This window comes from Bradyrhizobium sp. 132, assembly GCF_023074185.1.
GTDB lineage: Bacteria > Pseudomonadota > Alphaproteobacteria > Rhizobiales > Xanthobacteraceae > Bradyrhizobium.
This window is the reverse complement of the sequence record NZ_JADPKY010000152.1, coordinates 14,148-27,506: the sequence shown is the minus strand read 5'-3', so window position 1 is coordinate 27,506 and position 13,359 is coordinate 14,148. Positions and strand designations below refer to the sequence as shown.

At 62.7% G+C, this 13,359-nt stretch carries 11 protein-coding genes; 2 read left to right on the top strand and 9 right to left on the bottom strand.

Features of this window, described 5'->3' with window-relative positions; genetic code table 11:
- Positions 1-1,182: 1,182 nt before the first annotated feature.
- The 7 genes from IVA74_RS32445 to IVA74_RS32415 form a co-directional block, all read right to left on the bottom strand.
- A complete protein-coding gene (locus tag IVA74_RS32445; RefSeq protein WP_247351064.1) occupies positions 1,183-2,247 on the bottom strand; it encodes an SDR family oxidoreductase in 1,065 nt (354 codons plus the stop codon).
- 364 nt (positions 2,248-2,611) lie between these two features.
- Complete coding sequence (locus IVA74_RS32440; protein ID WP_247351062.1) at positions 2,612-3,454, bottom strand: enoyl-CoA hydratase-related protein; 843 nt, start codon at positions 3,452-3,454, stop codon at positions 2,612-2,614.
- A gap of 628 nt (positions 3,455-4,082) precedes the next feature.
- Complete coding sequence (locus IVA74_RS32435) at positions 4,083-5,411, bottom strand: Gfo/Idh/MocA family oxidoreductase (RefSeq protein WP_247351060.1); 1,329 nt, start codon at positions 5,409-5,411, stop codon at positions 4,083-4,085.
- A 181-nt stretch (positions 5,412-5,592) separates the two neighbouring features.
- Entirely contained in the window at positions 5,593-6,393 is an 801-nt protein-coding gene (locus IVA74_RS32430) for a phytanoyl-CoA dioxygenase family protein (RefSeq protein WP_247351059.1), read from the bottom strand.
- A 48-nt stretch (positions 6,394-6,441) separates the two neighbouring features.
- The gene (locus IVA74_RS32425; RefSeq protein WP_247351058.1) at positions 6,442-7,116 is read right to left on the bottom strand and encodes a GntR family transcriptional regulator; all 675 of its coding nucleotides are present in this window, start codon (positions 7,114-7,116) and stop codon (positions 6,442-6,444) included.
- Positions 7,117-7,305: 189 nt separating this feature from the next.
- Positions 7,306-8,118 (bottom strand): alpha/beta hydrolase, encoded by an 813-nt coding sequence (locus tag IVA74_RS32420; protein WP_247351057.1) that lies wholly within the window; start codon positions 8,116-8,118, stop codon positions 7,306-7,308.
- 2 nt (positions 8,119-8,120) lie between these two features.
- A complete protein-coding gene (locus IVA74_RS32415; RefSeq protein WP_247351056.1) occupies positions 8,121-8,939 on the bottom strand; it encodes an alpha/beta hydrolase in 819 nt (272 codons plus the stop codon).
- A 136-nt stretch (positions 8,940-9,075) separates the two neighbouring features.
- Here IVA74_RS32415 and IVA74_RS32410 point away from each other — a divergent pair, with 136 nt between their 5' ends.
- Positions 9,076-9,618, top strand: coding sequence for a methylated-DNA--[protein]-cysteine S-methyltransferase (locus IVA74_RS32410; RefSeq protein ID WP_247351055.1), 543 nt, complete (start codon positions 9,076-9,078; stop codon positions 9,616-9,618).
- Between the two features lie 23 nt (positions 9,619-9,641).
- Here IVA74_RS32410 and IVA74_RS32405 read toward each other — a convergent pair whose 3' ends face one another.
- Positions 9,642-11,186, bottom strand: coding sequence for an acyl-CoA synthetase (locus tag IVA74_RS32405; protein ID WP_247351054.1), 1,545 nt, complete (start codon positions 11,184-11,186; stop codon positions 9,642-9,644).
- Positions 11,187-11,373: 187 nt separating this feature from the next.
- Positions 11,374-12,546, bottom strand: a complete 1,173-nt coding sequence (locus tag IVA74_RS32400) for an acetyl-CoA C-acetyltransferase (RefSeq protein ID WP_247351051.1) — start codon at positions 12,544-12,546, stop codon at positions 11,374-11,376.
- Between the two features lie 153 nt (positions 12,547-12,699).
- On the opposite strand from IVA74_RS32400, the gene IVA74_RS32395 reads away from it, so the two are divergent.
- Positions 12,700-13,359 (top strand): TetR family transcriptional regulator, encoded by a 660-nt coding sequence (locus tag IVA74_RS32395; protein ID WP_346730994.1) that lies wholly within the window; start codon positions 12,700-12,702, stop codon positions 13,357-13,359.

Below are 13,359 nucleotides of genomic sequence, written 5' to 3'. Positions count from 1 at the left end.
CACTTGCCAACTTCGTTGTCATGACGGTTTCCTCCGACGCTTTTGTTTTTTTCTGCCGTGCTTCAAGCATCAGCTCAAAACGTGGCACGAACATGGGCGTACCGCCCCAGTTAATACGGTAGGCGAATGGGCGCTTTAGAAAAAGATATCTCGCAACTTGGAATGACCCGCGCGTGGAAGTGGATGGTCAGCCTTTTGAGACCGCAAGTGAAGCGCGATTGCCATCTATGGAAAGGAGACCGGGGGATGGTGGTTTTTCCTGGCCGATCCGACATCGGGCCGCACAGCTGGGGCTGTCCGTCGTGAGTACATCGAAGCGATGGCCGTCGATTCGGACGAAGACGATCAGGATGACGATGGCGACGATGATGAGCTATGAGCCTCACCAAAATTCCCAGCCTCGGGAAAGATCAAGGCTGGAGAAGTAACGAAGTAATACTCCGTGGTTCAGATGATCCTCATATCCGGGACCGTCGGCTTTGCGATAATCGGACCCTTCGTCCTGCTCTTCGAGGTCGTTGCTCATAGGGAACGCAGGCAGCCCAACAGATGAGCCCGCGTAGCTTGCTAGTTAGCTGGCAAGCATCGTCTGCTGGTGTGAATTTCGCGACATGCCAATTGCACCGAGCGGTGTCCGCATTCAGGGGTAATCCGGACGGCATTTGCTCATCCTGAGTTCTTCGCAGTCTGACCCAAAGCAGACGCGCGCTGATTCCGTCAATCAGCCGCCGCCAAACTTGGATGGATCATCGAAGGCAGGAGGATCGTCGTGATCTGTCCGGAGACCTCCCGGAACGGAATCGTCGCGATAGATGTGCACGCCGCGTGGAGTGATATAGCTCGGGGTACCAGCCTGGCCAGGACGCGTCATCGCTTGTCGCGAGTTGTGATGCGACCTTGGGGCGGCGTTCGCAGAAGCACACGACGCGATCACAAGGCATAATCCCAAGACAACACGCATTGCATTTTCTCCAAGCAGCAACCCCCGTTGTAGGTGGTGCGCGCGCCGCTCCTTGCTTTCACGTTCGAACGACGCTTCTGGCGATCGCTACGTTAAGGCGGTGCCGCTCCATGTCGGTTCAGCGGGGTAGACCGGAAGTTTGCAGTGGAGCGCTAGACCGACGCTTTTGACCCTAAGCCGAAGTCGCGCTCGGTTCGAACGCCTCGAGCGAGCCGCCTCGCTCACGGTATGATCCGCTTCTCTCGCAGAGTCGTGAACAGGTCGAAGAAACTTTCGTCCGTCGCCTGATAGTCAAGGAACCCCAGCCGACGACTCTTGCTCATGTCGGTGACAACCTCGATCGGCCGACCGAGGTCACCATCGGTGTGCCACGCAGACGCGAGCCGGTTGAGATCCGGTTCTGCCAGACGATGCTTCCGGGCGATGTCGGACCAAATCTGATGGGCGTCGCTCATCTGTCGCTCAAGCGGAAGGCTTTCGCTCGGAAACGCTGCTGGCTGCAGTCCGAACCAAGCTGCCAAGCGCCCCCACATCCACTTCCAACGGAACACGTCCCCGTTGACAACATTGAAAGCCTGATTGCGGGCAGCATCTGTCGTGGCCGCCCATTCCAGATGTCTGGCCAACAGTCTAGCGTCCGTCATATCCGTTAGTGCGTTCCACTGAGTTGCAGAGCCTGGAAACAGAAACGGGCGTCCGATTTCGCGGCAGATCGTGGCGTACGCAGCGAGCGTCGTGCCCATGTTCATGGCATTCCCGACGGCATAGCCTATGATCGTATGTGGCCGGTGAATGTTCCAGTTGAAGCCGTCACGATTCGCCGCCGCGAACACCTCGTCTTCCTGGGCATAATAGAAATTCTCGGTATCGAGCCGAGGTTGGTCCTCTCGAAACGGAGTGGCGATCAAGCTGCTTTGACCATAGGCTTCGAACGGCCCGAGATAGTGCTTGAGGCCAGTTACAAGTGTGACGTGCCTGACCGACCCGGCAGACGACAATGCATCCAGCAAGTTGCGCACCATCACAGAGTTGACCAGGATATTCTCTGCCTCCGTTTTCTGCCTAAGCCACGTGCTGAAGAAAACATGCGTGGGACGCAGTTCGCGCAGCGCCGAACCCAGGGACGCCGGATCCAACAGATCAGCAGCGATTGGCAACATACCGGGGATATCAATTGCTGGCCTGCGTGCCAGTCCGTAAACTGACCACCCCCGCTCCAGGAGATGTTGGGCAAGATTGTTGCCCACTATGCCGGTTGCTCCTGCGACAAGTGCGGAACGTTCCATTTTTTGAACCCTTCGCGATCCATTCGAGATAGGGCGCCGACTGCCGTGAGCAAGCCGAATGCCTGTTGTTTGGAGTCTGTCCGGTTTTGGCCCATCGCTACCGTCGGGGCGGTGCCGCTACATGTCGGCTCAGAGGGGTAGACCGGAAGTTTGCAGCCGAGCGCCAGTTTGTCGGGTTGCGACCCATTGCGGAAATCACTGAGGTTTTGTTCTGCGTCGGGATGATGAACGGCTGAACCTCTGCTTCGGTCGGCGCGAACCGTGCCTGCGATGGTCTCAACCCGGGGATCACCGCACCCGTGCCTTTGCAGCGCCCAAGAATCCAGACGTCCTGAGCAAATAAGCCATCGTCGAGAGCTTGCCGCTAACGTCCCTCGTAAACGGGCGGACGCTTTTCTACCTCGGCATCGCGGCCTTCCCGGAAATCCCAGGTCGCGTACAACGCACGATATTGGTCGTCGAGCTTGCCCAGCGCCGTTTCGGAGTCGTCGAGCGCCATATGCGAGGAGGCCAGCGACGTCTTGATGCCGAGAGGGCCGCATGCGGCGATCTTGCTGGCGATCTCGACAGCCTTCGCGAGAGCCGCATCCCGGTCCGGGGTCACTTCCTGAACCATTCCCATCCGGAGAGCTTCCTTCGCTCCCCAATGATCGCCTGTTAGAATGAAGCGCATCGCATTGCCCCATCCGGCCTCTCTGGGGAAACGTACCGTTGAACCGCCGCCGGGAAAACGGCCGTGCGTGTTCTCGTCCTGACCGAACTCCGTGTCTTCCGACGCCACGCGTATGTCGGCGACAAGAAAAAGCTCGTGCGCCATATTCCAGGTGTCGCCATGCACCGCGACAACCAGGGGCTTCGTGAGCGCCGGCTTGGTGCGCCCGAGAGGGTCGATAAAGCCGGGTCCATCCATCATCTTTTTTCCGGACTGAGCGAAGGCCTTGTAGGCATCGACATCGATACCTCTGGAGAAGCGATCGCCATAGCCGAACAGAACTGCGGCACGGAGGGAGGGATCGCGGTCGTAATTGTAGTAGGCTCGCGCCAGGCTCTCTGTCGCGTCCGGGTCCAGTCGGTTGTCGATGTAGGGCCGGTTGATGCCAATCAACACTGTCTGGCCTTTGCGCTCGATGGTGATCTTGGCTCGCTGATCGTACGGAATATTCGCCATGCGCGTGGACTGCGCGGTCTCGTCGCCCTGTGATGTCATCGACGTGTCTCCCGGTTTTTGGGGCCTGCAACGCGATCGCCTTCCGGATACGGAGATGGGCAAATACGGAGGACCCGCAAGAGGGCGTCGATCACGATGCAGGAAATCGGATCAGGAATGACGCGGGCAATCGTGCGAATTCAAAATGCTGTCGCCGCTAACGGGCCGACATTCGAAATAATCTGCCCCCTTCGGCAGTTCCGTTAATGATAGCTCGACTATTGCACGGCCCTCCATGGGCCAGCGTATTCGCGATCTTTGAGACTGACAGTCTGCTCGTGTGCAGGCCGCTGGCCCTGGTGGTCCAAAAGTATTCTGAAGCCTCAAGTTGGCCGTACGGCACGAACAATCCAAATTAGTGAGACCCGCCAATGAAGCCGGAAATCAGGTAGCGGACCTATCCATCCAAGTTGATACCGAGGCGCTTAAGATTGCACTGGCAATCCCCGCGCCGGCAATGCCGAGTACAATGTGCATATTCAGCCCGGGAAATGACCATGGCTACGGAAAAAGATGGTCGCGAGCGACTTCCGGTGTTGGCCCATAGCTGACCTGAGACAATGTTCAGCTTGAGTCCGCAAAGCGTCGGCCGGCGGACATCGCTCAGGCCGCACCAATGAATCTCGATTTATGAGTGCGCGACCTGATCCGCGCTTACGAACGCCGCTTCCATTGCGTTCCGAGTCCTGATCGTCTCGTTGCCTGCGTCAAATTCGACGTCGCTCCAGCGCACGATCTCGCCATGGGCGACGTCGTGCTTCAGCTTCAGCCGATGCGCCAGGCCGATCGGCAGCGCGCCGGCCTTCAGGCTCGCGGCCGCCGGCACCAGCTTGCCCCACACCGTGTAGCCGCCTTCGCCGTCCAGCATCTCGCCGGCGCGCAGATTGCGTTTTGCCACCGAGGCGACGTCGCCGCGGAAGCCGTAGGGCTGCCCGGTTGGCTCGCCCCGCAGCGCGGCCGACAGCACCGAGATGTTCAGCTCGAGGCCGATCAAATGATAGGGCTTGTACATCGCAGCGAAGCGGCCGCTGGCGTCGGTCTTCAGCCCGTACTGCCTGAAGCAGTCGGCGGCGTAGTCGTTCGGCGCCTCCAGTACGACGTAAACGCCCCAGCGCAGATCGCGAAACACCGGCCTTCCGTCGCGCTCGAGCGAGGAGACCACTTCCACCACGCCGGACCGCTCCAGCACGCCGCCTTTGTCGCGGGGGCGCATGATATGCGGCAGGTCGTCGACGCCGCAGGGCGGAAACAGCAGGCCATCCGCGGGTACGTCCAGTCCGCAGGCATTGGCGATCGCGGCCATCTCGATCGCCGACTTGGTGCCGTCGAGGAAGGAGTTGAACATCTGCGGATTCATCCCGGCCGATTGCGCCTCTCCCGCGGTCAGCCCGTAATGCTGCCAGACGCTGTCAGGCGTCACGTCGTGATAGGTCGGCAGATACTTCGTCCCCTTGCCCGCGGCAACCACGCGAAACCCGGTGGCGCAGGCCCAATCCACCATCTCCGCGGTCAGCGCCGGCTGGTCGCCATAGGCGAGCGAATAGACCACGCCGGCCTTGCGCGCTTCCTCGGCGAGCAGCGGACCCGCCAGCACGTCGGCCTCGACATTGACCATCACGATATGCTTGCCCGCCGCGATCGCGGCACGCGCGTGCCTGATGCCGACGGCGGGATTGCCGGTCGCCTCCACCACCACGTCCATCGCGTCGCCGGCAATCGCGCGCGCGCCGTCATCGGTGAAGACGGTCGCGGCAATGCGGGCCTCGTCCCACCCGACCGTGCGGCAGGCCTCGCGCGCACGATCCCGGTCGATGTCGACAATGATGGGGACCACGAGCCCCGGCGTATGCGGCACCTGCGCCAGAAACATCGAGCCGAATTTGCCGGCGCCGATCAGCGCGACACGGACGGGCTTGCCGGCGGAAGCGCGGGCCTGGAGAAGGCGGAAGAGGTTCATGTTGTTACCCGATGAAGTATCGTGTCCCGGACGCGGTGCAGCCTAGGCGATGCGTAGCATCGTCCGGCAACGCTGCTTCGCAGAGCCGGGACCCAGTGAGAGAGTATTGCGCGCGGCGTGGGCCCCGGCTCAGCAGCGCATCACTGACGTGCTGCGCTGCGTCCGGGGCACGAGAGTGTTTCTACTCCGCCGCCTGCCGCGGCGCACGGGCGAGCCGCACCAGCGCGTCGTCGTCCACCGTCTTGATCGGCGCGAAGTCGCGATGCGCGATGTACTCCGGCCGCGTCGGGTTTCGGATGTAGTTCGAAACCGCGTTCAGCGTCAGGTAGACGATCTTGCGCGGGTAGGGCGTGATGTTGCCGGCCGAGCCGTGCACCAGGTTGCCGTGGAACATCAGCATGCCGCCCGGCTTGCCGGTCGGCGCCACGATGCCGCCCTGCTTGACCAGCCGCGTCACCGTGTCCTCGTCGAGCGTCCACAGCGGATACGACGTGGTGGCGAGGTCATGCGACGCTTGGAGATCACCGGCGTCCTGGCTGCGCGGCACCAGCATCAGCGGGCCGTTGATCGGCATCACCTCGTCCAGAAAGATCGCGATGTTCATCGCGCGCGGCTCGGGCATGCCGTCGTCGCGCTTCCAGGTGCCGTAATCCTGGTGCCATTGCCAGACGTCGCCGGTGAAGGCCGACTTCGCGTTGATCTTGAATTGGTGCATGTAGACCTTTTCGCCGAACAATTGCTCGACCGGGTCGATCATGCGCGGATGCGCGCCGAGGATGCCGAAGGCCTCATTGTAGAGATGCGCGGCAAAGGCGGTGCGCGGCGCGCCGCTCTTCTCGCGCCAGACTTCGGGCCGGTTCGCGTCATAGATGCCGACCGCCTCGCGCGCGAGAAGATCGACCTCCTCCGGGCTGAACAGTTCGGGCAGGAACAGCCAGCCCTCGCGGTCGAAGAACTCCAATTGCTCCTGGGACAGTTTCATGGGTCGTCCTCCTTGCGTTGTTTTTGATGGTCGTTCCGGCGTGAATGCCTACGCCGCCTCGTCCGTCGCTCTCAATCTCTCCTCAGTCATCCGTCCCGCCGTCTGCGCATGTGCAAGCGCCGCGCGTTCGGACTTCTTCGCATCGCCAGCAAGAATGTGCCCTGCGATCGCAGCATGCTCGGTCCAGGCACTGCCGCGATAATCGAGTTCGGACAGCACGGTCGCCATCGAGCGGCGCATGTGCGGCCACTGCGGCGCGATCGTCTCCTCGATCACAGGATTGCCTGCCAGCTGGTAGATCGCGCGGTGAAAATCGACGTCGAGCGCGATCAGCTCCGCGAGCGGCGTCTTGAGATCGATACCGCGTCCGGCGCCGAGCGCTGCATCCAGCCGCGCGCGTCCCGCCGCGTCGCTTGCCGCGCGCTCCGCCGCAAGCCGCGCCGCCAAGGCGTCGATGGCGCCGCGTACCTCGTACAGCTGGCGGATGCGCGAGGGGTCGAGCTGGGTGACTTCAAAGCCGCGCCGGCCGCTCTCGGCGACCAGCCCCTGCCGGTGCAACAGGTGCAGCGCATGCGACACCGGCTGGCGCGACACGCCGAGCTTGTCGGCGAGCTCGTTCTGCCGGATGCGCTGGCCGGGCTGCAGCGTGCGGTCGGAGATCGCCTCCAGGATCCGCGCATAGACCTGGTCGATCAGGTTCGGAAGCGGGTCGAGAGGGATCACGCCGGCAGCTCCGAATGATGAAAAGGAATACGGAATTCCGTATTCGAAAGTACGACGACAGGTTGAGGGCGTCAAGCGCCGCCAACGCGGCGTCTGAGCTCGTTTTTGCGCTTCACCAAGCCATTGATATTGCTAGGGTCCGCTACTGTGCATGGGGTTGTTTTCGAGGAAATGGAAGTGCGAGGCCGCTCACTCCGCCAAAAACGTGCTCACCACCTCGCCGAACTCCAGCGGTGCCTGCTCGAACATCCAGTGCCCGGCATTGGGGATCACCGCCGTCTTCGCCCCAGCGATGTGCTCGGCCAGCACGCGCCACATCACCGACAGGCTCCCTGTCGTGGCGCCGCCGCCGATCAGCAGCGTCGGTGTCCTGATCGCCTGCGCATCCGCAAGCGTGTAGGGCCGGCGCTGCTCGTTGATCTGGCCGAGGAAGGTGAGCGCGTTGTCGCGGAGTTGCTGCTTCGCCGCCGCCGGCACGCGCCGCCACGAGCCGTCGCCTTCGATGCCTTCGTAGAAGTTCTGCAGCGCGCCCTCGATGTCGCCGGCGCGGATCATCTCGACCGAGCGCGTGGTGCGCGTGGCCAGCGGCGGATGCGCGGGCGTGCCTTCAGGCACCGGCAGGCTGGCGTCGAGATCGCCGCCCGGCTCGGCCAGCACTAGTTTTCGCAGCAGATCGGGCCGCGCCTGCGCCACGCGAAACGCGATGTGGCCGCCGCGCGAATGGCCCATGAGGTCGACGTGTGCGGGTTCGATCTGCTCGATGAAGGCGATCACGTCGGTGACGTGCTGGGCCATCTTGTAATCGTCGCCGACGGCGTCCCAATGCTCGGGAAAGAAATGCCGCAGGCTGACCGAGATCACCCGATGTGCTTTCGACAGCGGGCCGAGCACAGAATACCAGGTGCGGAAATCGCCCAGCGTGCCGTGCACGCAGACCAGCGGCGGGCCTTCTCCGACTTCGAGATAGGCCATGTCGTAACCGTTGACGCGAAATGTCTGCATGATCAGCCCGCCAAAAAATCCAGCACCATTTCGGAGTATTTCTGCGGCGCCTGCTCGAACATCGGGTGCGTCGCGTTCGGGATCACCGCCGTCCTGGCATACGGCACATGCGCAGCGAGCGCATGCAGCACTTTTGGCAGCAGGCCCTTGGTTCGCCCGCCGAGGATGAACAGCGTCGGCATTTTGATCGCTTCCGCATCCGCCTTCGAGAACGGCGGGCGGTTGTCGCGGACTTGGCCGAGCAGGGTGAAGGCGTTGTCGCGCAAATTCTGCTTCACCATCGCCGGCAGTCGCGGCCAGGTGCCGGCGCCCTCCAGCGTGTCGACAAAGACGGCGAGGCCGCCATCGACGTCCCCGGCCGCGATCTTCGCGGCCGAGGCCGTGAAGCGCGCCAGCAGCGGCGAGGGCCCGCCGGCATAGTCGGGATCGAGGCTCGCATCGAGCTCGCCGCCGGGTTCGGCCAGGACCAGCCGCCGGAGCAGCTCCGGCCGCCGCTGCGCCACGCGGAAGCAGATGTGCCCGCCGCGGGAATGGCCCATCAAATCGACCGGGCCGAGATCGAGCTTCTCGATGAAGGCGATGACGTCGTCGACATGCTGCGCGATCGAATAGGTGTCACCGACGCCATCCCATCGCGCCGGGAAGAAATGCCGCAGGCTGACAGGAATCACCCGGTGCCGCTGCGTCAGCGGCCCGAGCACGCAGCCCCAGGTGCGGAAGTCGGAAAGGGAGCCGTGCACGCAGACCAGCGGCGGCCCCGCCCTGGCCTCGCCCACGTCGAGATAGGGCATGTCGTATCCGTTGACGTGAAGGCTTTGCATCGGGGACTCGCGGCGGGCTGCGGAACTCCTGTGCAAGATTCCCGGAAACCGGGTGGATCGCAACTATTTCCAAGCCTAGATTTGGGCTCAGTTCACATTGGGGGCATGCGAGGGAACGCAAGCCAGGGACCAAACCATGACCGACCAGCATTTTGCCCTGTTCGATAGCAAGATCGGCCTGTGCGCCATTGCCTGGGGTCCGCGCGGCATCAACGGCACGCAACTACCGATGGGCGGCGAAGCGAAGATCCGCACCCGCATCAGCCAGCGCCATGCTGAAGCCAGCGAAGCCGAGCCGACGGCCGACGTGCAGCAGGCGATCGACCGCATCACAAAACTGCTCGCGGGCGAGCCGGATGACCTCACCGACATTCCGCTCGATCTCGACGGCGTGCCCGAGTTCAACCGCGGCGTCTATGCGATCGCCCGCGCCATCCCGCCCGGCAAGACCGTCACCTATGGCGACATCGCCAAACAGCTCGGCGGCGTCGAGCTGTCGCGCGACGTCGGCCAGGCACTCGGACGCAACCCGTGCCCGATCGTGGTGCCCTGCCACCGCGTGCTGGCGGCCGGCAACAAGCCCGGCGGCTTCTCCGCCAATGGGGGCGTGGTGACGAAGTTGAAGATGCTGGAGATCGAAGGCGCGCTGGTGAACCACACGCCGAGCTTGTTTGATTGAAACTCCGCGTCGATTCCGGGCCGCTAAATCTTCGCTGCCGCCTTCGGCCAATATTTGTCGCGTAAATGCCGCTTCACCAGCTTGCCGGTCGGCGTGCGCGGCAGCTCGGCTTCGAAATCGATCGAGCGCGGGCATTTGATCGCGGAGAGGCGACTCTTGCAGTAGGCGATCAAATCGGCCTCGAGCTGCTTGCCGGCGCGCTTCGGATCGTGCGGCTGCACCACCGCCTTGACCTCTTCGCCCATCTCCTCGTTCGGCACGCCGAACACCGCGACATCGGCGACTTCAGGGTGGGTGATGAGCACGTCCTCGGTTTCCTGCGGGTAGATGTTCACCCCACCGGAGATGATCATGTAGGACTTGCGGTCGGTGAGAAAGAGAAAGCCGTCTCTGTCGAGATAGCCGACGTCGCCGAGCGTCGACCAGCCCTTTGCGTTGTAGGCCTTCTTCGTCTTTTCGGGATCGTTGTGATAGGTGAAAACAGGCGCGTCGGCGAAATAGACCGTGCCGATCTCGCCTGTCGGCTGCTCCTCGTCGTTCTCGTTCAGAATCTTGATCTTGCCGACCACGGCGCGGCCGACGCTGCCGCGGTGCTCCAGCCATTCCTTCGAGTTGCAGACGGTAACGCCGTTGCCTTCCGAGCCCGCGTAATACTCGATCAGGATCGGTCCCCACCATTCGATCATTTTTGCTTTGACGTCGACGGGACAAGGCGCCGCAGCGTGGATCGCGCCCTTCAGCGTGGAGACGTCGTAACGGTTGCGGACCTCGTCCGGCAGCTTCAGCATGCGCACGAACATGGTCGGCACGAGCTGTGACTGCGTGACCTTGTATTTTTCGATCAGCTTCAAGAATTCTTCGGCGTCAAAATGCTCCATGATGATGGAGGTGCCGCCGAGTACGGTCGCCATCATGTTGAAGCGCAAGGGAGCTGCGTGATAGAGCGGCGCCGGTGACAGATAAGTGCTCTCGGCGTTCATGCCGCACATATTGGCGCAGAGGACGCGCAGAAACGCGTTCGGCTCGTCGATCGGCTTGCCCTCGAACGCCTTCTTGATACCCTTGGGCCGGCCGGTGGTGCCCGACGAATACAGCATGTCGTAGCCGGCGACCTCGTCGGCGATCGGCGTTGTCGGCTGCGCGGCCGCTTCCCTGTCGTAGGATCGGAAGCCGGCTTGCGGCTCGTCCATCATGTAGAAGACCGGCTCGCCGGCTGCACCCTTGATCAGGCCCTGGATCTGGTCGGCGCATTTCGGCGTCGTGATCACGACCTTCGCGCCGCAATCGGCGATGATGTAGTCGATCTCGTCCTGCTTCAAATAGCGGCTGATCGCGGTGTAATAGAGCCCGCTGCGCTGCGCGGCCCAGCAGATCTCCATGAAGGCGAGCCGGTTCTCCATCAGCAGCGCGATATGGTCGCCGGCTTTCAGCCCGAGCGAGCGGAACAGGTGCGCGCCCTGGTTCGAGAGCCCGTCGAGCTCGCGATAGGTGATCGCCTTGCCGGTGGCGGCCATCTGGTAGGCGATCTTGTCGGGAGTGGTCTGTGCGTGAACAGACGGGTGAGTCATTAGCGCGGTCCCAAGGCGTACGAGATGTCGTCCCGGCCTAGTGCGCAATTGCGCACGGGGGCCGGGACCCATAACCACGAATTTTAGTAATTGAAGTTAGATGTCGCCCTAACTCGCCCTAACTACAGGCTCTTCTGGATATGGGTCCCGGCCTTCGCCGGGACGACACCTTTAATGCGGCAGCAGCTTACAGCCGCTCGACGATCGTCACATTGGCCATGCCGCCGCCTTCGCACATGGTCTGCAGGCCATAGCGCTTGCCACGCTGTTGCAGCGCGTGCACCAGCGTCGTCATCAGCTTGGTGCCGGAGCCGCCGAGGGGGTGGCCGAGCGCGATGGCGCCGCCATTGACGTTGAGGCGCTCCGGATCGGCGCCGGTGGTCTTGAGCCACGCGGTCGGTACCGAGGCGAAGGCCTCATTGACCTCGAACAGGTCGATGTCGCCGATCGTCATGCCCGCCTTCTCCAGCGCGCGCTTGGTGGCGTGCAGCGGCGCATCGAGCATGATCACGGGATCGCCGCCCATCATGGTCATGTGATGGATGCGGGCCAGCGGCTTCACGCCGAGCTGCTTGAGGCCGCGCTCGTTCACCACCATGACGCCGGAGGCGCCGTCGCAGATCTGGCTGGCGCTGGCCGCGGAAAGCTTGCCGTTCTCGGCGATCAGCTTGACGCCCTTGATGCCGTCGAGGGTGGCGTCGAAGCGGATCCCTTCGTCGATATGGTGGGTGTCCTTGGAGCCGTCGGCGCGGGTGATCTCGAGCGGCACGATCTCGGTCTTGAAGTGGCCGGCTTGCGTCGCCGCGATCGCACGCTGATGGCTGTTGTAAGAGTACTCGTCGAGCTCGTTCTTGGAGAGGCCGTACTTCTCGGCCATCATCTCGGCGCCGGTGAACTGGCTGAACACGATGTTGGGATACTTGGTCTCGATGCCCGCGCTCTTGTAATTGCCAAAGCCGTTCTTGGCGGGAAGCTGCGAGGACAGGCCCATCGGCACGCGCGTCATCGATTCCACGCCGGCGGCGATCACGACGTCCATCGTGCCGGACATCACGGCTTGGGCTGCAAAGTGCAGCGCCTGCTGCGAGGAGCCGCACTGGCGGTCGATCGAGGTGCCCGGCACGCTCTCCGGCAGCTTCGAGGCCATGATCGCGTTGCGCGCGACGTTGTTGGACTGCTCACCGACTTGCATGACGCAGCCCATGATCACGTCCTCGACCAGGGCCGGATCGACCTTGGTGCGGTCGACCAACTCGTCCAGCACTTTTGCGGCGAGATCGGCCGGATGCCAGCCGGCGAGGCGGCCCCCCTTGCGCCCGCCGGCGGTACGCGCAGCGGCGACGATGTAAGCCTCGGCCATGTCGGTTTCTCCCTGGATTGTTCTGTATCGAACGGGTTGTCGGCGCGGATTTAAGGGGCGGCTGATCGTTTAGTCAATCGATCAATTAACTCTTGTGGGGAGGCGCTGCTTGAGGTTATCTGCGCGCCTCTCAAAGCGCATTCAGGGATCTCCGTGGCTACCAGCGTACCGAACAGGCTTCCCAGCGGAAAGAATTCCACGGCAGAGAAATTGCTCGTGGCCGCGAGCGGGCTGATGATCGAACGCTCCTCGATCGAGATCTCGCTGAGCGACATCGCGCAGAAGTCGGGCGCCAACGCTGCGCTGGTCAAATATCATTTCGGCAACAAGGACGGTCTGCTACTGGCTCTGCTCGAGCGCGACGCGGGGACGGAACTCTCCAACCTCGAATATCTGCTGGCCCAGCCGATTACGCCAACCGCGAAGCTGAAGCTGCATATCGCCGGTATCATCCGCGCCTATCACCGGTTTCCCTACATGAACCGGCTGATCCACTATCTGCTGCACGAGAGCGTCGCGGGCTCCGCGGACGAAGTCTCGAAATTCTTCGTCGCGCCGCTGCTGGATTTCCATCGCCGCCTGCTCGCCGAAGGCGTCAGTCACCGCGAATTCCGCGCCACCGATCCGGTGCTGTTCTACACCAGCCTGATCGGGGCCTGCGATCATTTGTTCTTCGGCCGGCACGCGATGTCTCGCGCGACCGGCGTCGGCCCGGTCACCGACGAAGTCTGCCGGCAATATATCAAGCACATGGAAACGCTGATCTGCGGCGGCATCCTCACGCAAGTCGAGGAAGCTGCCGCGGCTGGATGA